This window comes from Rhodococcus sp. BP-241 (genome assembly GCF_019836145.1).
GTDB lineage: Bacteria > Actinomycetota > Actinomycetes > Mycobacteriales > Mycobacteriaceae > Rhodococcoides.
Map to the genome: position 1 here is coordinate 111,054 of NZ_JABUEI010000006.1, position 21,142 is coordinate 132,195.

General features: G+C 69.1%; 19 protein-coding genes. 12 read left to right on the plus strand and 7 right to left on the minus strand.

Features of this window, described 5'->3' with window-relative positions:
• Window positions 1–29: 29 nt before the first annotated feature.
• Window positions 30–974 carry a YafY family protein gene (locus HQ308_RS14065; RefSeq protein ID WP_222646774.1) on the minus strand — a complete coding sequence of 315 codons (945 nt, stop codon included), beginning with the start codon at window positions 972–974 and terminating at the stop codon, window positions 30–32.
• A gap of 95 nt (window positions 975–1,069) precedes the next feature.
• Here HQ308_RS14065 and HQ308_RS14070 point away from each other — a divergent pair, with 95 nt between their 5' ends.
• The 4 genes from HQ308_RS14070 (at window position 1,070) to HQ308_RS14085 (ending at window position 6,176) form a co-directional block, all read left to right on the plus strand.
• Entirely contained in the window at window positions 1,070–1,438 is a 369-nt protein-coding gene (locus tag HQ308_RS14070; protein WP_222633156.1) for a VOC family protein, read from the plus strand.
• A gap of 106 nt (window positions 1,439–1,544) precedes the next feature.
• Window positions 1,545–3,140: an MFS transporter gene (locus tag HQ308_RS14075; protein ID WP_222646776.1), complete on the plus strand. Its 1,596-nt coding sequence runs from the start codon at window positions 1,545–1,547 to the stop codon at window positions 3,138–3,140.
• Between the two features lie 65 nt (window positions 3,141–3,205).
• Window positions 3,206–4,978, plus strand: a complete 1,773-nt coding sequence (locus HQ308_RS14080) for an EAL domain-containing protein (protein ID WP_222646778.1) — start codon at window positions 3,206–3,208, stop codon at window positions 4,976–4,978.
• Window positions 4,979–5,000: 22 nt separating this feature from the next.
• Window positions 5,001–6,176 carry a GTP-binding protein gene (locus HQ308_RS14085; protein ID WP_222646780.1) on the plus strand — a complete coding sequence of 392 codons (1,176 nt, stop codon included), beginning with the start codon at window positions 5,001–5,003 and terminating at the stop codon, window positions 6,174–6,176.
• Window positions 6,177–6,186: 10 nt separating this feature from the next.
• On the opposite strand, the gene clpB is transcribed toward HQ308_RS14085, so the two are convergent.
• Complete coding sequence (clpB, locus tag HQ308_RS14090; protein WP_222646782.1) at window positions 6,187–8,733, minus strand: ATP-dependent chaperone ClpB; 2,547 nt, start codon at window positions 8,731–8,733, stop codon at window positions 6,187–6,189.
• Between the two features lie 206 nt (window positions 8,734–8,939).
• Between clpB and HQ308_RS14095 the strand changes: the two genes are divergently transcribed.
• A complete protein-coding gene (locus HQ308_RS14095) occupies window positions 8,940–10,103 on the plus strand; it encodes a globin domain-containing protein (RefSeq protein ID WP_027506432.1) in 1,164 nt (387 codons plus the stop codon).
• On the opposite strand, the gene HQ308_RS14100 is transcribed toward HQ308_RS14095, so the two are convergent.
• Both HQ308_RS14100 and HQ308_RS14105 read right to left on the minus strand, forming a co-directional pair.
• Window positions 10,097–10,354 carry a DUF2277 domain-containing protein gene (locus HQ308_RS14100; RefSeq protein ID WP_027506433.1) on the minus strand — a complete coding sequence of 86 codons (258 nt, stop codon included), beginning with the start codon at window positions 10,352–10,354 and terminating at the stop codon, window positions 10,097–10,099. The genes HQ308_RS14095 and HQ308_RS14100 overlap by 7 nt on opposite strands.
• A gap of 130 nt (window positions 10,355–10,484) precedes the next feature.
• Window positions 10,485–10,778, minus strand: a complete 294-nt coding sequence (locus tag HQ308_RS14105; RefSeq protein WP_222646784.1) for a WhiB family transcriptional regulator — start codon at window positions 10,776–10,778, stop codon at window positions 10,485–10,487.
• 232 nt (window positions 10,779–11,010) lie between these two features.
• Here HQ308_RS14105 and otsB point away from each other — a divergent pair, with 232 nt between their 5' ends.
• Window positions 11,011–13,563, plus strand: coding sequence for a trehalose-phosphatase (otsB, locus tag HQ308_RS14110; protein ID WP_222646793.1), 2,553 nt, complete (start codon window positions 11,011–11,013; stop codon window positions 13,561–13,563).
• Here otsB and HQ308_RS14115 read toward each other — a convergent pair.
• On the minus strand, window positions 13,560–14,648 hold the full coding sequence (locus tag HQ308_RS14115) for a LacI family DNA-binding transcriptional regulator (RefSeq protein WP_056444302.1): 1,089 nt from the start codon (window positions 14,646–14,648) through the stop codon (window positions 13,560–13,562). The two genes, otsB and HQ308_RS14115, sit on opposite strands and share 4 nt — an antisense overlap.
• A 183-nt stretch (window positions 14,649–14,831) precedes the next feature.
• Between HQ308_RS14115 and HQ308_RS14120 the strand changes: the two genes are divergently transcribed.
• The 6 genes from HQ308_RS14120 to HQ308_RS14145 are packed head-to-tail and all read left to right on the plus strand — an operon-like array spanning window position 14,832 to window position 19,623.
• Window positions 14,832–15,743 carry a metal ABC transporter solute-binding protein, Zn/Mn family gene (locus HQ308_RS14120; RefSeq protein ID WP_222633240.1) on the plus strand — a complete coding sequence of 304 codons (912 nt, stop codon included), beginning with the start codon at window positions 14,832–14,834 and terminating at the stop codon, window positions 15,741–15,743.
• A complete protein-coding gene (locus tag HQ308_RS14125; RefSeq protein ID WP_222633162.1) occupies window positions 15,740–16,543 on the plus strand; it encodes a metal ABC transporter ATP-binding protein in 804 nt (267 codons plus the stop codon). Before HQ308_RS14120 ends, HQ308_RS14125 begins: the two co-directional genes overlap by 4 nt.
• Before the next feature lie 2 nt (window positions 16,544–16,545).
• Entirely contained in the window at window positions 16,546–17,415 is an 870-nt protein-coding gene (locus HQ308_RS14130; RefSeq protein ID WP_027506439.1) for a metal ABC transporter permease, read from the plus strand.
• A 17-nt stretch (window positions 17,416–17,432) separates the two neighbouring features.
• Window positions 17,433–18,188 (plus strand): LamB/YcsF family protein, encoded by a 756-nt coding sequence (locus HQ308_RS14135; RefSeq protein ID WP_056443617.1) that lies wholly within the window; start codon window positions 17,433–17,435, stop codon window positions 18,186–18,188.
• A gap of 2 nt (window positions 18,189–18,190) precedes the next feature.
• Complete coding sequence (locus HQ308_RS14140; RefSeq protein ID WP_374198537.1) at window positions 18,191–18,778, plus strand: allophanate hydrolase subunit 1; 588 nt, start codon at window positions 18,191–18,193, stop codon at window positions 18,776–18,778.
• A complete protein-coding gene (locus HQ308_RS14145; RefSeq protein WP_222646795.1) occupies window positions 18,778–19,623 on the plus strand; it encodes a biotin-dependent carboxyltransferase family protein in 846 nt (281 codons plus the stop codon). The genes HQ308_RS14140 and HQ308_RS14145 overlap by 1 nt, the downstream gene beginning before the upstream one ends.
• Here the strand turns inward: HQ308_RS14145 and HQ308_RS14150 are convergent, their stop codons facing one another.
• Together HQ308_RS14150 and HQ308_RS14155 are read right to left on the minus strand one after the other, a co-directional pair.
• The gene (locus HQ308_RS14150; protein WP_222646796.1) at window positions 19,624–20,253 is read right to left on the minus strand and encodes a heme-binding protein; all 630 of its coding nucleotides are present in this window, start codon (window positions 20,251–20,253) and stop codon (window positions 19,624–19,626) included.
• 46 nt (window positions 20,254–20,299) lie between these two features.
• A complete protein-coding gene (locus HQ308_RS14155; protein ID WP_056443607.1) occupies window positions 20,300–21,136 on the minus strand; it encodes a DUF4436 domain-containing protein in 837 nt (278 codons plus the stop codon).
• Between the last annotated feature and the right edge of the window lie 6 nt (window positions 21,137–21,142).

Sequence of the window (21,142 nt, forward strand, 5' to 3'; positions counted from 1 at the left end):
TGCGAAGATAACAGGAGCCACCGACACCGTCAGAAATGTCGACGAGCGAGGTCTGCCGCCAGTTCCGCGATGCGTGTCCGCGCCTCGTGCGGCTCCACCACCTCGAGGTGATCGGCGAACTGCAGCAGTTGCCGTACCCCCTCGATGGTCGAGTATCTGATCGACATCTGCGTCCAGCCGTCTCCGGCGGGCTCGCTCGCGGTGATGCGCGATCCGAGCACACGGTGGGCGAGATCTGTTCTGTTCGAACGGAGACGAGCCGTGACGATCACGTCGCCGGGCGCCTCCACCGCCGCGGACAGCTCGGACCACACACCGCGCAGGCCGACGGAACGATGGTGACTCGACTCGCCCGTGACCTCGTACCCGTCCAACCGCGCCAGTGCGAACAGCCGTCCGCGCCCACCGACGTCGGCGACCAGATACCACCGTCCGGCCTTCGCGGCGAGACCGTACGGATCGACCACCACCGCTTCTGCCTCGAGCGCTCCGCTTCGCCTGTAGCGCAGGAGGAGTCGGCGGTCGGAACGAAGGTCGAGTGCCAGATCCCCGACGTTCACGACGTCACGACCGGGTGCGAACCAGCTCGTGTTGTCGACGACGACCAGCTCCGCGAGACTGCGGCTCGCCGCCTCGACGCCTGCTCGACGCGCCGCGATCTTGCGCATCGCCATGTCGTGCGTCCCGGTCACACCGAGTCGCTCACGCTGCTCCTCGTCGAGACCGGCGAGCGTCACCGCGTCCATCTCTGCCGGCTCGAGGTACGACGCATTGAGTCGTGCCCCCGGCAACAGCACGATCCCGCCGTGCCGTCCTCGCTCGGCGTACACCGGCACCCCGGCGGCCGACAGGGCATCGACATCGCGCAGCACTGTGCGCCGACTCACCTCGAGACGTTCCGCGAGTTCACCCGTGGTGATGCGGTGCCGGGTCTGCAGCAGCAGTAGAAGGGCGAGAAGTCGGGAGGACGTCATGACAGGAATTGTGCGCCGAATAGGTGACAGCTTCTGGCAGGTATGGCGCGCTTCATGGAGTCCGTCATCCACCTCACTCACACAGGAGCGTCCTCGTGCCCGCACCCAATCTGTTTCTCGTCTACGTCACCGACATCGACCGCGCGACCGACTTCTACAGTCGGCTGTTCGACATCGAGGCGACCTTCCGCAGCCCCCGCTACGTCGCCTTCGACGCGGGCGGAACCGTCACGTTCGCTCTGTGGAGCGGGCGCCCCGACCATGCGCACTCGGCCACTCCGCGGACGTCCGAGATCGGGGTGATGCTGCCCGGCCCGGCGTCGAGGATCGACGACGTGTTCCGGGACTGGTCCACGACGGCCGGACTCGTCGTCGTCGAATCGCCCCACGACGACGTGTTCGGTCGGACGTTCGTGGTCGCCGACCCGGACGGCAACCTCGTCCGGGTCGCCCCCGTCGACTGACCCGAGCGTGACGGCCACCACACTCGATTGACCGTGACGCAGCGACACAGTTACCTTCTGTCCACCTTCTATGCGCTACCGCATAGAACCGACGGAGCGGGGTTCCATGGCACTGCATCAGGCACCACCCACCACCTCGCTGTCAGGGCGAGGCCGCGCGCTGGCGCTCCTCGTCATCTGCGCGGCCGAGTTGCTGGTGGTCCTCGACAACACCATCGTCAACGTCGCGCTGCCGTCCATCGGCGTCGAGCTCCAGACCTCGATGTCCGGCCTGCAGTGGGTGGTCGACGCCTACACACTGACGTTCGCCGGCTTCCTGTTGGCGCTCGGGCACTTCGGCGATCGGTACGGACGCCGCCGCGTCATGATCATCGGCCTGCTCGGGGTGGCGGCGCTGTCTGTGGTGGGGGCGCTGTCGAGTGACCTCGGCCAGGTCATCGCGGCACGCGCCGTCATGGGCGTCTTCGCGGCGGCAGTGTTCCCGGCGACGCTGGCCATGATCATCACCATCTTCACCGACCCCCGCGAGAAGGCACTGGCCATCGCCGCCTGGACGGCCATGGCCGGCTTCGCCATCGCGATCGGTCCGACCGCGGGTGGGTACCTACTGGAACACTTCTCGTGGCACTCGGTCTTCTGGATCAACGTGCCCGTGGCACTCGTCGTGGCCCTCGCCGCTCGGGTTCTGGTCCCGGAGTCGCGCGCCGAGCACGTCGGCCGCTTCGACGTCGTCGGACTCGTGTCCTCACTGGTGGCGATCACGGCACTGGTGTGGACGATCATCGAGGCCCCGCATCGCGGATGGCTGTCGGCCACCTCCCTCGCCGGCTACGCGCTCTCCGCCGTGGCGATCGCCGGCTTCCTCGCGTGGGAGAAGCGCACAGCCGCTCCGGTTCTCGATCTGACTCTGTTCGCGAACCGTCGCTTCTCGCTCCCGGCCCTGTCGATCGCCGTCGGCTACTTCTCGATGTTCGGCTTCCTGTTCATGATCACCCAGTACTTCCAGGGCGTCCGTGAGTACTCACCGCTCGAGTTCGGCCTGCACTCACTGCCGTTCGCGGTGGCCGTGGGCGTGGGCGCACCGATCGCCACGCTGATCGCTCAGCGCTTCGGCGCCACCGCCGTCATCGTGCTGGGACTGCTCATCGTCAGCACGGGGATGGCCATAGCCGGCCAGACCACCGTGGACACGCCCTACGTCGGCCCGGTATTGCTGTCGATGGTCCTCATGGGGCTAGGACTGGCCGTCGTCCAGGGACCCGCGACCGACTCCATCATGTCCGCGGTCGACCTGGACGGCGCAGGCGCCGGGTCGGCGGTCAACGACACGACACGCGAGATCGGCGGCACACTCGGTGTGGCGGTACTGGGTTCGATCGTCGCCTCGGTCTACTCCGCGCGGGTCACCCCCTTGGTCGATGCGGTGCCCTCGTCGCTGATAACGGACGGCGAGAAGGGTTTCGCGTCCGAAACCGTCATCGCGGTGATCGAGATGGCGAAGCGTCCCACGCCGTCGCTGTTCGAACAGCAGAAGGCGGAACTGATTCTGGCGATGAAGTCCGCAAGCCTCGAGGGATTCCAGTTCGCCTCGTACGTCACGGTGTCCGCGTGCCTGGCGTGCGCCGTGGCCGTCGCGATCTGCATGCCGTGGAAGCCCGCCGCCGACTCGGTTCTGGCCGCAGCACGAACTCGCCGCCGGTAGTCTGACGTCGGAGTGTGCTGATTCCCAGCGCACTCCGGCGCCGCAGACCGTCGAAACGAGTCGTCGTGAGATCACAGCGGATCAGTCCTGATCCGGTTCTGTCGTTTCTCGCGTTGACGCCGAGACCAGCAGAACGATCTCGCGCCGTCATCGCGGGCATCACGGTGCTCGTCGGCGTCGCCGGCCTACTGCTCCTGCCCTCCGACGCCCTCCGACCGGGCGGCGCGGTGTGGATACTTCTGTTCTCCGCCACGACCGTTCCCGTCGCGGTCGCCTGGTTCACGACCACGCGTCCGAGGCACTTCGAGACCGCCTACGTCGTCTACGCCGACGTGGGCGTGCTCACCGTCGTGACGATGTACGACTCCGCGTTCCTGTCGATGCCGGCATGCGCCGTACTGGTGCTGGTCTCCCTGTTCGCAGCGGCGTTCACCGACACCCTCACCCTCACATTGCATGTCGCCTTCTCCTGCGGCCTGCTCGTCGTGCTCGCCGCCGTCTCGGTCGAGCAGGGCACGGAGATCTGGCTCGTGCTGTCACGCACGCTCGCGCTGATGAGCATGTTCGCCACGCCCTTCGTCATCCGCATGTACGTCTCCTACCTCCGCCGACAGGTCGAGGCCTCGCAACGCGATCCACTCACGGGGTTGCTGACGCGACGCGGGCTCTACAACCGGGTGACGTCGCAATCGCAGTCCGTGCAGAGTCGCCGCACCGCTCTCGGCGTCTTCGTCGAGATCGCCGACTTCGCGGACGTCGAGCAGCGTTTCGGCCGCGGCTCGGGCCGGGAGGTGCTCGAGGAGATCGCCGAGCGGCTCACCACCGAGGCTCCGGCGGACGCCGTCGCGGCACGGTTGAGCACCTCGCAGTTCCTGTGTGTACTTCTCGTCGGTCCGGACGGTTCCGCCGATCGCGCGATGCGGGATCTGGCCACCGGACTCGAGAGCACCCCTCTGCGCAGCGCACCGGTCACGGTTCTGACGGGCTCGGTGGCGGAGACCGTCGACCCGCATGCCGACGTGGGCACCACCCTGCACCACCTGATGACGCGCGCGGAGGCGACGATGCAGCGTCGCCACGCCAGTCGGGCGTCCGCGTCGGCGGACCTGCGCGACCGTATCGCGGCGCTCATCGCGTCGGGCGGCCCGAGCATCGTCTTCCAGCCCGTCTGCACCACCGACACGGGAGCCGTCGTCGGCTACGAGGCGTTGTCGCGATTCCCCGACGGGTACGGCTCTCCGCAGACGTGGTTCACCGACGCGTCGACCGTCGGCCTGCGCGTGGACCTCGAACTCAGTGCCATCCACGCGGCGATCACCGCGTCCAGCGTGCTGCCATCGGGCGCGTTCGTGGCGGTCAACACCTCGGCGGACACCATCCTGTCCAGCGATCTCGCCGCGGACCTGATCGGGCGCGGCGACAGGGGCAGGCGCTGGATCGTGGAGGTGACAGAACACGACCGCATCGACGACTACGACGGGATGGGCGTCGCCGTCGAGATGTTGCGCTCGGCGGGCGTCCTCATCTCGGTGGACGACGTGGGAACCGGCTACTCGGGTCTGCGCCAACTGGTGGAACTACGTCCCGGCGTGGTCAAACTCGACGCCTCGATCGTGCGCGGCATCGACACCGACCCCATGCGCCGCGCCGCCGCCGTCAGCATCGTCACGTTCTCGCGGGAGATCGGTGCCGTCTGCATCTTCGAGGGCGTGGAGACCGCCGAGGAACTCGCCACGGCGCGCGAGGTGGGAGCGGATCTGGTGCAGGGATACCTGCTCGGCCGCCCCGCACCCGCCTCGGAACTGCTCGTGAGGGACACCCCCCACCCGACTGCTTGATGACAATGATTATCATTACGGCATGGCCCCTCTGCTCCCCGTCACCGTCCTGTCCGGCTTCCTCGGCGCCGGCAAGACCACCATCCTGGAACACGTGCTCGCGAACCGGCAGGGTCTCAGGGTCGCGGTCATCGTGAACGACATGAGCGAGATCAACGTCGACGCGAGGCTCATCGACGGGTCGGTCACCGGGTCGACCACGCTGGTCCGCACCGAGGAGCGGCTGGTCGAACTCACCAACGGCTGCATCTGCTGCACGCTTCGCGACGACCTCATCGAGGCCGTGGGCACGCTGGCGTCGGCAGGCGACATCGACTACCTGCTGATCGAATCGACAGGTGTCTCCGAGCCCATGCCCGTCGCGGCATCGTTCGACTGGGTCTTCGAGCCCCGAGGGTTGGAGCCGCAGAGCGATGCGCCCGTCAGCCTCGGCACCCTGGCCCGCCTGGACACGATGGTGACGGTCGTGGACGCCTCCACCTTCCTCACGGAGATCTCCCGCGGCGACACACTCGACGACCGTGAGCTCGATGTCGCCGAGGGTGACGAACGATCCATCTCGGACCTCCTCGTGGACCAGGTGGAGTTCGCCGACATCGTGCTGATCAGCAAGACGGACCTCGTCTCCGACGCTCTCGCCGGAGCCACCGACGCCGCCGTGCGACGGCTCAATCCCCGCGCCGAGGTCGTGCGCACGATCAACGGGGTCATCGACCCCGCCCGAATCCTCGACACCGGTCTCTACGACCCCGAGGCCGCGCTACTCGCCCCGGGCTGGGACGACGAGCTCACCGGCACCCACGTGCCGGAGAGCGAGGAGTTCGGCATCTCGAGCTTCGTCTACACCGCCGACCGGCCGTTCCACCCCACGCGCTTGAACCGAACACTCGACCGGTTGCACGATGTGTTGCGAAGCAAAGGTTTCTGCTGGATCGCGTCGCGACCGGACCGGGCGGCGGTGTGGTCGCAAGCGGGCCCGAACCTCACCATCGACGGTGCGCAACCGTGGTCGGAGATCGACGTTCCGGCCGGCCAGGAAATCGTTGTCATCGGAGTACGACTACGCCCGGACATGGTTCGTGACCTTCTCGACACCGCACTGCTGACAGACGCGGAGGTGACAGCGGGTCCGGACGCCTGGAGGGGCTATCCGGACCCGTTGCCCGAGTGGACGATCGATGTTCACGTGCACGGTTGACGCGTCGATCTCAACTCAGCTCGAGCGTCGCACCGTCCTCCGACGTGTCCACCGTGACCGTGTCACCGTCGACGACCTTGCCCGCCAGCAACAGCTTGGCCAACTGATCGCCGATGGCCTGCTGGATGAGCCGACGCAGCGGCCGGGCGCCGTACTGCGGGTCGTAACCCCGTACGGCCAACCAGAACCGGGCCGACGGCGTGACGTCCAGCGTGAGTCGACGAGCCGACAGGCGGCGCTGCAGTTGCAGCAGCTGGATGTCGACGATGGACTGCAGCTGCTCCTCGCTCAGGGCGTCGAAGACGACCACGTCGTCGAGCCGGTTCACGAACTCCGGCTTGAACGCGCTGCGCACCGCCGCCATCACATGGTCCCTGTCGCCACCCGCACCGAGATTCGAGGTGAGGATCAGGATCGTGTTGCGGAAGTCCACCGTTCGGCCCTGACCGTCGGTCAGACGGCCCTCGTCGAGCACGGCGAGCAGGATGTCGAACACGTCCGGGTGCGCCTTCTCGACCTCGTCGAACAGCACCACTGTGTACGGCCGACGACGCACGGCCTCGGTCAGCTGACCACCGGCCTCGTACCCGACGTATCCGGGCGGGGCACCGACCAGCCGAGCCACCGAGTGCTTCTCGCTGTACTCGCTCATGTCGATACGGATCATGGCGCGCTCGTCGTCGAACAGGAAGTCCGCCAACGACTTCGCGAGTTCCGTCTTGCCGACGCCCGTCGGTCCGAGGAACAGGAACGACCCGGTGGGCCGGTTCGGATCGGACACCCCGGCACGAGCGCGGCGCACCGCGTCGGACACGGCCTGGACCGCGTCGTCCTGACCGACGACACGCTTGCCCAGCTCGTCCTCCATGCGGAGGAGCTTCGCCGTCTCACCCTCGAGCATCCGGCCCGCGGGGATACCGGTCCACGCCGCGACCACGTCGGCGACGTCGTCCGGGCCGACCTCCTCCTTCAACATCACGTCACCCTGGGGAACGGTGGCCGCGGTCTTCTCCGCGAGCTCCTTCTCCAGCGACGGGATGCGTCCGTAGCGCAGCTCCGCGGCCTTGCCCAGATCACCGTCGCGCTCGGCCCGCTCGGACTCGCCGCGCAGCGCTTCGAGCTGCTCCTTGAGGTCGCGCACCGAATCGATGGCGTTCTTCTCGTTCTGCCAGCGCGTGCTCAGTTCGGCCAGCTTCTCCTTGCTGTCCGCCAGCTCACCGCGCAGCTTCTCGAGACGGGTCTTCGACGCGTCGTCGGTCTCCTTGGCCAGCGCCATCTCCTCGATCTCGAGTCGGCGCACGACACGCTCGATCTCGTCGATCTCGACCGGACGCGAGTCGATCTCCATGCGGAGGCGGGACGCGGCCTCGTCGACGAGGTCGATGGCCTTGTCCGGCAGGAACCGTGAGGTGATGTAGCGATCCGACAGTGTGGCGGCGGCGACCAGGGCGGAGTCGGTGATGCGCACACCGTGGTGCACCTCGTACCGCTCCTTGAGGCCGCGCAGGATGCCGACCGCGTCGTCCACGGACGGCTCACCGACCAACACCTGCTGGAACCGGCGCTCGAGTGCGGCGTCCTTCTCGATGTACTTGCGGTACTCGTCGAGCGTCGTGGCGCCCACCAACCGCAGCTCACCACGCGCGAGCATCGGCTTGATCATGTTGCCCGCGTCCATGGCGGACTCGCCCGTCGCGCCCGCACCGACGATGGTGTGCAGCTCGTCGATGAACGTGATGACCTGGCCGGCCGAGTTCTTGATGTCGTCGAGCACGGCCTTGAGCCGCTCCTCGAACTCACCGCGGTACTTGGCGCCCGCGACCATCGATCCCAGGTCGAGCGACACGACGGTCTTGCCGCGCAGGCTCTCCGGGACGTCGCCGGCGACGATGCGCTGCGCGAGGCCCTCGACGATCGCGGTCTTGCCGACGCCGGGCTCACCGATGAGCACCGGGTTGTTCTTGGTACGGCGCGAGAGCACCTGCACCACACGACGGATCTCGGTGTCGCGACCGATGACCGGATCGAGCTTGCCGCTGCGTGCGGCCTCGGTGAGGTCGGTCGAGTACTTCTCCAGAGCCTGGTACGTCGCCTCCGGGTCCGGGCTCGTGACGCGGGCACTGCCACGCACGGTGGTGAACGCCTCGCGCAGCGCCGCCGGTGTCGCCCCGTTCCTCTGGAGCAGCGTCGCGACATCGGAATCGCCCGTCGAGAGTCCGACCACCAGGTGCTCGGTCGAGACGTACTCGTCGTCGAGTTCGGTGGCCAGCTGTTGAGCGGCGGTGATCGCGCCCAGCGCGTCACGTCCGAGCTGCGGCTGGGTGGTGGAGCCGGTGGCCGACGGCATACGGTCCACCAGAGTCTGCGCCTGCGAGCGGATCGCGCTCGGGTCGACGCCGACAGCCTTCAGCAACGGCGCGGCGATGCCGTCCGTCTGGTCGAGCAGTGCGACGAGCAGGTGAGCCGGCCGGATGTCCGGGTTGCCCGCTGCGGATGCCGACTGCAGTGCAGCGGTCAACGCTGCCTGGGTCTTCGTGGTGGGAGTGAACGAGTCCACCGGTCACCTTCCTTCGGGTCGAACGGGTGTGTCGACGAGAACAACCTTAGTCAACTTGAGTCTATTCCGCTCAAGTTTGTTGACGCCGCATCACGCAGGAGGGCGCCGCCCAGCGCGCTGGCCGTGACCGGACACGACCACTACTCTCGGACACACCACTCGCGCACGAACCCGTCACCCGCCACGACCATCGAAGGTGCCCATTGCTGGACCCGCAGGCCCTGGCGCGAGTGCGCGCCGGAGTTGCCTCCGCGCTGTCCGACGACGGCGCGGACACCGTGGCCGGCGCCTTCTACGCTCGGCTGTTCGCCGAGTACCCCGATTTCCGCGGCTTCTTCCCCGCCGCCATGGATCAGCAGCGGCACCGCCTGCTGCGCGCCGTCGACCACGTCGTCCGGCACCTCGACGACCGCGACTTCCTGCCCTTCCTGCATCAACTCGGGCGTGACCACCGCAAGCACGGCCTGACCGGCGCGCACTTCCTCGCCGCCCAGAACGCGCTGGTCGACGCGTTCCGCACCACGGCGGACCCGGACGTCTGGACAGACGAGACCGACGCGGCGTGGCGCCGCGTGGTGTCGATGATCTGCAACTCGATGGCCGTCGGGGCCGACACCGAGGACCTGCCGCCGTACTGGGGAGCGACGGTGGTCGAGCACCATCGCGTGCTCGACGACCTCGCGATCGTGCGCCTGCAGACGGACGCCGACATTCCCTTCGCCGCCGGCCAGTATCTCAGCGTGCAGATCCCGCAGCGTCCACGGATGTGGCGGTACCTCTCCCCCGCGATCGCACCCAACGACTACCGCGGCATCGAGTTCCACGTCCGGCGAGTGTCGGCCGGCTGGGTGAGTCCGGCCATCGTCTCGGAGACCACGGTGGGCGACCGCTGGCTGCTCGGGCCGCCGCTGGGCGGACTCAGTGTGGACACGTCGCCGGGCAGCGAGGACGTGCTCATGATCGCGGGTGGCACCGGCATCGCCCCCCTGCGTGCGCAGCTGATGGACATGGCGATGCGGAGCCGTAATCCGCGGGTGCATCTGTTCGTGGGCGGCGAGTATCCGAGCGACCTCTACGACCTGGACACGCTGTGGAACCTGGCACGCACCAACCCGTGGCTCACCATCGTGCCGGTCGTGGAGCAGCCCGAGGAGCCGTGGTGGCGGCCCGGTCCGGCACGCGAGTTCCCACCGGGCATGAACCACACCATGGTGGGCAAGCTCGGGCAGGTGGTCACGCGGTTCGGATCGTGGGCCGATCGGCAGATCCAGGTGTGTGGGTCACCGTCGATGGTGCGCACCACTCTGTACGCACTGCGCAAGGTGGGGACGCCGATGCAGAACGTCCAGCACGATCCCCTGGGTCAGTGAGGGTGCGCGTGCGCCAGGCGGCGTAGCGGAGGCACCGTCTGTGGCGGCTGCTTGCGGGGCGGGAGCACGCTCAGCAACCGGGTGGTCGACGCGGTGACCTCGGCCACGGCGGTCTCGAAGGCGTCCCGGTTCGCGTCCGACAGTGTGCGGAGTCCGCTGACCTTGCGCACGTACTGACGCGCGGCCGCCTCGATCTCCTCGTCCGTCGCCGCAGGCTCGAGGCCGCGCAGTTCGGTGATGTTTCGGCACATGCGAATCACGGTAGACCGGGCACCGTCCGAGGGGAACACCCGAAGAGCTTTACGCTGTACAGGCACCGCGTCGGATAATGTCCACCAATTCAAGCTTCGTGCAGTTTTCGATCACCGTGAATTCATCTGTTCAACCGATTGCGCGCTGATCGGAAAGCGCATTTCCCATCATCCGCTCGGGCGCCGACAAACCACCCCAGACGCCGTACGGCTCACCGGCGGCCACCGCGTAATCACGGCACCGCATCAGCACGGGGCACTGCTCGCAGACCCGTTTGGCCTGCTCCTCGCGGGCTGTTCTCTTATGTCCCCGTTCACCTTCCGGATGGAAGAAGACGGCAGAATCCATACCGCGGCACAATCCGTTCAACTGCCACTCCCACGTCGTGGCAATCGGCTCGGGTAACTGGACGGGCTTCGACATGACGCTCCTCGTTGTTCGCCTCGTATGCGACGTCACGCTCTCAGTATTACATTACGAACAATCGTCCAAAAAGTTAATGCGAATAGTCGTGACACACGATTTCCAGTCATCGCGGGTCACAGACACCCTCGCGGCCGCTCCTCGGACCTCTCTCCCCGATGAGGCGAGCAGGGCCCCCGTCGCCTAGGTTTGACCGAGTGAGAAGCCCCGGTCACCGTCCAGGTCGTGCGCTGTGAGCGCTGTGGACCTCCCCCTCGACCTTCGCCGCGCCCTCGTCGGCGTCGCGCGGGTGCCGAGACTGCTGGTCGCCTCCGACTACGACGGCACCATGGCGCCGTTCGTCTCCGACCCGCAGAAGGCGTTTCCGCTGCCCGAATCGGTCCGCGCACTCCGCGCTCTCGCTGGTCTCGACGGCACCCAGGCTGCTGTGATCTCGGGGCGCGCGCTGCGTGACCTGGCGATCCTCTCCCGCCTGCCCGTCGAGGTACAGCTCGTGGGCAGCCACGGGTCCGAGTTCGACGCCGGCTTCGTCACCGAGCTCGGCGGCGAGGCGACGGCACTGCTCGAGCGCGTGGTCGCCGAGCTCCGCACGGTCGCGTCCCGCGGCGCGAACATCAGCGTCGAGACCAAGCCCGCCAGCGCCGCTCTGCATGTGCGCAACGCCGACCCCGAGGCCGGACAGCGCGCCCTCGACGAGGTCCGTGCGGGCGCAGCCACCTGGGACGGCGTGCAGGTCACCGAGGGCAAGTCCGTGATCGAGCTCGCCGTCATCGCGACCGACAAGGGCCAGGCCCTCGACATCCTGCGGCACCAGGGCGGCGCCTCCGCCGCCGTCTTCTTCGGCGACGACGTCACCGACGAGAAGGCGTTCCGACGGCTGCACGGGCCGGACATCGGCGTCAAGGTCGGCGACGGTGAGTCGCTCGCCGGCTACCGCGTCGACACCCTCGAGCAGGTGGCCGCGGCGCTCGCGTTCCTGTTGGAGGAGCGCCGCACCTGGCTCTCCGGTGCGGACGCCCCGCGCATCGAGCGTCTCACCATGATGGCGAGCCCACGATCGGTGGCACTCCTGACGCCCGAGGCCGGCCTCACGTGGCTGTGTCACCCCGAACCCGACTCCGCCGCCGTCTTCGCACACCTGCTCGGCGGCGACGAGGCGGGCCACTTCACCGTCGGCCCGCTGCGTCCGTCCCTCCCGCTGAGCCAGCAGTACATCGACAGCACCATGACGGTGCAGACCCGCTGGGCCAGCCTGCAGGTCGACGACTACCTCGCGCACGACGTGCCGAGCGATCGCACCGACTTCACCCGCGTGATCACCGGCAAGGCGAAGGCCGTGGTCACGTTCGCGCCGCGCCCCGAGTTCGGGCAGGCACGCGTCCGGCTCGAGGCCGAGGACGACGGCCTCCGCGTGTTCGGCACCAACGACCCGATGGTGCTGCGCGCGCCGGGCATCACCTGGACCGTCACCAGCGAGCACGGCCAGGAGACCGCGCGGGCGGAGATCGATCCGTCCACCGGTCCCGTGATCCTCGAACTGCGCTGCGGGACGTCGGATCTGGGCCCGTCCGAGGTACCCGAAGCCGAGCGTCGCGCCGAGGCCGAGTCCTACTGGCACGACTGGGCGGCCGGATTGACCCTCCCCCAGCTCAAGCCCGATCTGATGAAGCGGTCCGCGCTCACCCTGCGCGGCCTGGTGCACGCCGACTCCGGGTCGATCATGGCCGCGGCCACGACGTCGCTGCCCGAGGAGATCGGCGGTGTCCGCAACTGGGACTACCGCTACTGCTGGCTGCGCGACGCGGCCCTGACGGCGTCCGCGCTGGTGTCCCTGGGCTCGCTGTCCGAGGCGGAGAACTACCTGCACTGGGTGCACGACGTGCTCGAGACCGTCCCCGGACCGGAACGCCTGCACCCGCTCTACACGCTGTGGGGGCAGTCGCTGCCTCCCGAGGCCGTCATCGACGCCCTGCCCGGGTACGCGGGATCCCGCCCCGTGCGGGTGGGCAACGCGGCCAACCAGCAGGTGCAGCTCGACGTCTTCGGACCCATCGTCGATCTCATCGCGACACTGGCCCGCGCCCGCACCGCGAGCGGCGTCGCCGCGAACGCCGAGGTGCTCACCGATCAGGACTGGGACCTGGTGTGCGCCATGGTCGACGCCGTCGAGCGACGCTGGTCCGAGCCGGACAACGGCATCTGGGAGATCCGCGGCAACCCGCGCCACCACGTCTACTCCAAGGTGATGTGCTGGCTCACCGTCGATCGCGCCATCACCCTGGCCGAGGCGTACGGCCGCGAGGCGCAGCTCGGCTGGAGCACGTTGCGTGACGTCATCCGTCGTCAGGTGCTCGACAAGGGCTGGAGCGACGAGGCGCAGTCCTTCACGGCCGCGTACGGCGGAACCGATCTCGATGCGGCCACCCTGCACATCGGCCTGTCCGGTCTCATCGATCCGAGCGACCCGCGATTCGCGGCGACGGTCACCGCGACCGAGGCCGAGTTGCGCAGCGGCGCCACGGTGTACCGCTACCACCACGACGACGGCCTCCCCGGTGGCGAGGGCGGGTTCCACCTGTGCGCGGCCTGGCTCGTCGAGGCGTATCTTCTGATCGGGCAGCGACTTCCGGCCGAAGCGCTCTTCACCCAGCTCGTCGCCGCGGCAGGCCCGACGGGCCTGCTGAGCGAGGAGTACGACCCCGTGGCCGAGCGCTCGCTGGGCAACCACCCGCAGGCCTACAGCCACCTCGGCCTGCTGCGCTGCGCACAGCTGCTGGCCCGCTAGCCGGTCCGCACCGGGCCGAGCGTCACCCCGGCGAGCAGATGCGTCGGGAGGTGCTCGGTCCGGTCCACCCCGGAATGGCTGACGCCCAGCACGATCTCACCGACGAGCCGACCCTTCTCGAGGACCGGCTGCTGAACCGACGTCAGGCCGATGCGGCGCGCCTCGTCGACCCCGTCGAAACCGGTGACCGACATCTGTTCGGGTACCGAGACACCCTGTGCGGCACAGTGATCGAGCGCACCCAGAGCCAGCACGTCGGACGTGCACACCAGCGCGGTGGTGTCCGGCGCCGCCCGGAGCGCCTCGGCGGCCGCCGACCGTCCGGCCTCCCGCGTGTGGTCGAAGCGCTCGACGATCACGATGTCGGGATCGACGCCGGCCGCGATCATCGCGTCGCGGATGCCGGCGAGACGCTCGCGCTGGACGTGGAAAGTGATGCCGCTCCGGCGTTCCGGATCGACGAGTCCGTCGTGCCGGTCGCGGCGCAGCCGCATGCAGACCACGCTGATGCGAGTGTGGCCCCTCGCGAGCACCTCCTCGGCCATCCGCCGCATCGCCACCCTGTCGTCGATTCCGACGAGCGAGGTGTCCTCCGCGTCCCGAGGCTGGTCGCACACGACCGTCGGCAGATGACGGTCACGGACCGCCGTCAGGTGCGGATCGTCGTCGGACACCGAGTAGACGACGAATGCGTCGACCCCGGCCTGCTGCACGACGGCCGCGGCGTCCTCCGGCGTCGAGGCGGGCCCCGCGGGAATGAGCAGCAGACCGCGTCCGGCCCGCTCGCACGACTCGGCGAGGCCGGTGAGGAACTGCACGGCGGCGGGATCGGAGAACGAGTAGCTGAGCGCCTCGGTGAGGACGAGCCCCACCGCACCGGCGCGCCGGGTGCGCAGCGAGCGGGCGACCGGGTCGGGCCCCGGATAACCGCGGGCCCTGGCCGCGTCGAGCACACGTTCCCGCATCTCGGGTGAGAGCTGGTCCGGGCGGTTGTAGGCGTTGGACACGGTGGTGCGCGAGACGTTCAGTTCGGCGGCCAGCGACGCGAGCGTGGCCATCCGTCGCGGTTCCGTCGACCTCGCCATGAAGAGACGGTATCCGGTCGGGGTCGCGCACGTCGGCTCCGGCACGGTTTCGCCGTCGGGGTGGTGGGGCGGTAAGGTCACGACAACGGTTTCCATTAACGATAACGTTCGACCGACCCAGGAGCACCCCTCGTGTACGCACCCGCCCGAATTCCCCTCCGCACGCTCGTCACCGCCCTGGGTATGACCGCCCTGACGGCGACCGCCCTGGTGGGATGCAGCTCCGACGACACCGCGACGGCCGAGTCCGGTCGGCCCACCGTCGTCGCGTCGACGAACGTGTGGGGCTCGGTCGCCGAGGCCGTCGTCGGAGACCGAGCGGACGTCACGGCGATCATCTCGGATCCGTCCGCGGATCCGCACTCCTACGAGGCCAGCCCCGGCGACGCCGCGGCACTGTCCGAGGCCTCGCTCGTCGTGTACAACGGCGGCGGCTACGACGAGTTCGTCGACGACGTGCTCGGCTCCGCGGGCGACGTGCCCTCCGTCGACGCGTACTCGCTGCTCGAGGGGCACGCGGACGACGCCGACCACGCCGACGAGGCGGGTGCCCACGACCATTCGGGCGAGACCAACGAGCACGTCTGGTACGACCCGGAGATCGCGGCGGCCACCGCCGAGGCGATCGCCACCGAACTCGGTAAGGTCGACCCCGACAACGCGGCGTACTACACCGAGAACGCCGAGGCGTTCCACGACGACATCCACGAGATCACCGACATCACGGATCGCATCGCCCAGCAGAAGCCGGGCGCACCCGTCGCGCAGACGGAGCCGATCGCGCACTACCTGCTGGAAGGAGCCGGGGTGGACGACAAGACCCCCGAGGACTTCGAGGACGCGATCGAGGAGGGCAACGATCCCTCGCCCGCCGCCGTCGCCGCGACGCGTGACCTGTTCACCGGCAAGGGCGTCGACGTGCTGGTCTACAACATCCAGACGGAGGACGCCGTGACCGAGGACGTGCGCCGCATCGCCGAGGAGAACGGCATCCGCGTCGTCGAGGTCACCGAGACCCTGCCCGCAGGGCAGGACTACGTCTCCTGGCAGCGCACGGCGGCGCAGGATCTCGCCGACGCGCTGGGGGTCGTGTGACCGCTGTCCGACTGACCGGAGCCACCCTCGCCTACGGCGACCGGGTGCTCTGGTCCGATCTCGACCTCGAGGTCGCACCGGGCGAGTTCGTCGCCGTGCTGGGCCCGAACGGCTCCGGCAAGACGTCTCTCCTCAAGGTGCTGCTCGGGCAGGCCCACCTCACCGCCGGCACCGCGACCATCGCCGGCGGTCGATCCTCCGTCGGCTACATCCCCCAGCAGAAGGCCATCGACGAGGGCGTTCCGCTGCGCGGGCGCGACTTCGTCGGCCTCGGGTGGGACGGACACCGCTGGGGCATCGGCTTCCGTGGGCGCCACGCTCGTCGCGAGGCCGTCGACATCGCCGTCGCCTCGGTCGGTGCGGACGCGTTCGCCGACGCGCCGCTGGGGCAGATGAGCGGCGGTGAGCAGCAGCGGCTACGCGTCGCGCAGGCACTCGTCGGCGATCCGGACGTGCTGCTCTGCGACGAACCGCTGCTGAGCCTCGACCTCGCCAACCAGCAGGTCGTCGCGCACCTGATCGACCAGCGTCGGCGCTCGCACCGCACCTCGGTGGTGTTCGTGACGCACGAGCTCAACCCGATCCTGCCGATCGTCGACCGGGTGGTCTACCTCGTCGACGGCAAGTTCCGCATCGGCACCACCGAGGAGGTGATGACCTCCGAGGTGCTCTCCGAGCTGTACGACACCGACGTCGAGGTCCTGCGCGTCCGCGGGCGGCTGGTGGTCGTCGGCACCGGAGACGCCATGGACGCCCTCGGGAGCGCCGGCGGCATGCACCACGTGGACGAGTCGGAGTAGGCATGGACAAGGTTCTCGACGCCCTGAGCAAGGCATTCGACTTCGGTACGACGGCCGATCTCCTCACCTACGACTTCGTGCAGCAGGCGCTGATCGCCGCGGCGATCCTCGGTGTGCTCGCCGGGGCGCTCGGCCCCCTCATCGTCAGTCGACAGTGGTCGTTCGCCGTCCACGGCTCGTCCGAGCTGTCCCTCACCGGTGCGTCCGCGGCCCTGCTGGTGGGGTTGGCCGTCGGGGTCGGCGCCATCCTGGGATCCGTCATCGCGGCGGTCCTGTTCGCCCTGCTGGGCCGTCGTGCGCGCGAACGCGACTCCGTCATCGGCGTCATCATGAGCTTCGGGCTCGGCCTGTCGGTGCTCTTCCTGTGGGCGTATCCCGGCCGCACCGGCACCAGCTTCTCGCTGCTGGTCGGGCAGATCGTCGGCGTCGGCAGCACGGGTCTCGGCCTGCTGCTCGCGGTGGCGCTCGTCGTCATCGTCGTGCTCTTCGTGGTCTACCGGCCCCTGCTGTTCGCCAGCACCGATCCCGAGGGCGCCGAGGCGCGCGGCGTACCGATGCGACTGCTGTCCATCGTGTTCGCGATCCTCGTCGGTGTCGCGTGTGCGCTCGGCGTCCAGATCGTCGGCGCCCTGCTGGTGCTCTCGCTCCTCATCACGCCCGCGGCAGCGGCGTCCCGCGTCACCGCCAACCCCGTCACGGCGACGTGGCTCTCGATTCTCTTCGCCGAGGTCGCGGCCGTGGGCGGCATCCTGCTCTCGCTCGCTCCCGGGGTGCCGGTCTCGACCTTCGTCACCACCATCTCGTTCGTCATCTACCTCGTCTGCCGGGCGGTCGGTCGACGCACACCGTCCCGCACCGTCGTCCACGCCTGACCGTTACCCTCGTGTGGATGGTCGATCTGAACTCCGATCTCGGCGAGGGCTTCGGCACCTGGACGCTCGGTGACGACGCGGCGATGCTGCGTGTGGTCACCAGCGCCAACATCGCGTGCGGCTTCCATGCGGGTGATCCGGCCACGCTGCTGCGGACGTGCGCCGACGCAGTCCGGTCCGACGTGCGTATCGGCGCCCAGGTGGGGTACCGGGACCTCGTCGGCTTCGGCAGGCGCTTCCTCGACATCACCGCGGAGGACCTGCGCGCCGACGTGATCTACCAGATCGGGGCTCTCGACGGCCTGGCGCGCTCCGTCGGCGGACGCGTGCGGTACGTCAAACCACATGGAGCGCTGTACAACACGATCGTGCACCACCGAGTACAGGCACAGGCGGTCGTCGACGCCGTCGCCGCGTACGACCCCGGCCTGCCCGTCCTGGGGCTGCCCGGCTCGGCATTCCTCGAGATCGCCGCGCGGGCGGGCCTGCGGACCGTCACCGAGGCGTTCGCCGATCGCGGCTACACGGCAGCGGGAACCCTCGTCTCCCGCCGCGACCCCGGTGCGGTCCTGTCCGACGTCGAGGCGGTGGCACGACGCGTGCTGCGGATGGTCACCGAGGGCGTCGTGGACTCCGTCGACGGGGTGACGGTGCCGGTGAACGCCGACTCGGTGTGCCTGCACGGCGACACCCCCGCCGCGGTGGACATGGCCCTGGCCGTGCGTGCGGTGTTGTCCCGCAACGGCGTCACCCTGACCCCGTTCGTGTCGTGAGGATCGCCCCGGCGGGCGACCGCGCCCTGCTGGTCGATCTCGACGACGTCCGCACAGTCGCGGCGCACCACGCCGGGTGGGCCGTCGGGCACCCGGGAATCGCCGAGATGATCCCCGCCGCCGCCACCGTGCTGGTGATCCTCACCGAGGACGCGGAACCCGCTCGGGTGACGGCGTGGCTCCGCGAGACGCCACCGGCGCAGGTGCTCGGCCGCTCCGGTGAGACGATCACGATCGACGTCCGATACGACGGGCCCGATCTCGACGAGGTCTGTGCGACAACGGGACTGGACATCGTCGCCGTGCACACCGGTCAGATGTGGACCGCCGCGTTCTGCGGCTTCTCCCCCGGCTTCGCGTACCTGGTCGGATCCGATCCGTTGTCGATCCCGCGCCGCGCCGATCCGCGCACCTCGGTGCCGGCGGGATCCGTGGCGCTGGCCGGCGAGTACACCGGGGTGTACCCGACCTCGTCGCCCGGCGGGTGGCAGATCATCGGCAGCACCGACGCGGCGCTGTGGGACGTGAACCGGGACGACCCCGCGCTGCTCGCGCCCGGCACGCGCGTGCAGTTCCGCGCGGTGACGTGATGCTCGAGGTACTGGCGACCGGGCCGCTGACGACTGTGCAGGACCGCGGACGCACCGGGTGGTCCTCGCTCGGTGTCGGCACGTCCGGCGCAGCCGATCGACGCTCGCACGACGCAGCGAATCGGTTGGTGGGGAACATGATCGACGCCGCGACGCTCGAGGTGACGCTCGGCGGACTGGTGCTGCGCGCACGCACCGAGGTGGTTCTGGCGGTCACGGGGGCTCCGACCCCGTTCACGGTGGACGGCGTACCGCAGGGGCACAACGCCGTGGTCGTGGTGGGGTCGGGCGCCGAGATCCGCCTCGACTGGGCACCGGTGGGACTGCGCACCTACGTCGCCGTCCGCGGCGGCATCGACGTGCCCCGAGTTCTCGGGAGCCGATCGACCGACTCCCTGTCCGGCATCGGACCCGAGCGAGTGGCGCCCGGCGCCCTGCTGCCGATCGGTCACGACGCCGAGGACTGGCCTCGGGCGGACATGAATCCGTACCCGTTCGAGCACCGGACGACCCTGCGGGTGATTCCCGGCCCGCGCGCGGACCGGTTCACCGACGACGCGCTCGACCTGCTGCTCGCTCGAGCCTGGACGGTGGGAACGGAGTCCGACCGCGTCGGCATGAGACTCGAGGGCGCCGAGCCACTGTCACGATCCCGCGAGGACGAACTCCCGAGCGAGGGCATGGTGACCGGCGCACTGCAGGTGCCGCCGTCGGGACTGCCCGTGCTGTTCCTCGTCGACCATCCGGTGACCGGCGGCTACCCGGTGATCGCCGTCGTGGCGTCGGCGGATCTCGGATCCGCGGCGCAATGTGCGCCGGGACAGACGATCCGCTTCAGTGTCTGATCATCGGGAGACAGGAACGGCGATCTCGTTGCGGCGGCGGAACGACACCGTCCAGGGCGGGTCGTAGAACCAGGACATCGGCTCGCCGGTCGTGTCGATGCCGCGGGACTTCAGGATCTCCAGCAGCTCCGTGGTGCGCTCGGCCACGGCCTGCGCACCGCGGTCACCGCTGAACCGCAGCACCGCCACCGTCTCGGCCGGCACCTCCACCAGGCGCACCCGATCGTCCTTCGGCGCCGGCAGAGTGTCCATCGTCCATCGCGACGGCATGAAGAACCGGACGACCCATCCCTCGTCGCTCGCGGCGCGCGACACGGGTGCGGTCATCGCGATGGTCTGCCCGCGCGACGCCGACTGCCCAACGGGAGCCGTCATCGCGATCCTGTCGGATCCCTGATTGCCCCCGAAGATGTACCCGGCCAGCCGGCGGAAGCCTTCGTTACGGGCGCGTTCCTCGTCGGCGTCCACGACGGTCTCCGCCGCGATCCGGGGTTCGTATCGGCGAATCTCGACGGCCCCCGTGAGCGCCTCGGTGGTGTGGGGTGGTTCCTCGGTACCCACCCGAACCCCCACGATTCCCAGTGCGGCCTCGGCCACCTGTGTCACCGTCGTCCTCAGCCGTTCGATCATGACTCGACGGTACGCGCGGACGAGCCCCACCCCGGTCGCGCTCGACCTAGGGACCCTGGCGCCACCACGCGACGACGTAGAGCACCATCGCCGTCACCAGACCCGCCACCACCCACAGCACCACGGTGTAGTCGACCCACGACCCGATCGGCGGGGCGCCGGGGAACAGGTTGCGGATGGGCAGCACTGCGAAGAGCGTCACCGCGAACCACGTCATGATCGGCGGCAGGAACTGCTTGCGGCGGCGCAGCGTCTGGATCGACACGAACAGCGTGCACGACGGCAGGACGACGAGCACGACACAGATCGCGATGTCGAAGATCGTGGTGCCCACCGTGCGCGCGACGCGGATGTCGAAGGCCTGCGCCGAGGAGGAGTCGATGTCGACGGCCTCCACCGCCCAGGACGTGAGCGAGTCGGTCACCACGATCTCGGCGGGTACGGGCTGCCGGTCCGCGCCGGCGCCGGAGAACACCCGCACCTGGATCGACGACGCGTCGTAGGTGTCGAACGGCCATCGCCGGATGTCGCCGTCCGCGTACAGGGAGACCGGGAGCGGGCCCACGCGGGTCCCACTGGGGAACGTCAGGGTGCCGGCGCTCGCGGTCGGCGTCACGTCGACGATCAGGTCGTCGACCAGGTTGCCGTCGGCATCGGTCAACTCGGTCCCCGGATACACGGACACGCGGGCGTCGAGCGAGAAGTTCTCACCGGAGACGGTGTCCACGTCGAGGTAGACGAGCGCGGCGTCGGGTGCGGCCTCACGGAGGTCGGGGCCGTTCGGCGGGCTTCCCAGCGCGTAGGTGAGCACCACCGCGACGTACGCGGCGATCACCACGGCCACCAGGACCACACCGCGCACTCTGCGACCCGCCGCTGTCATGGACAG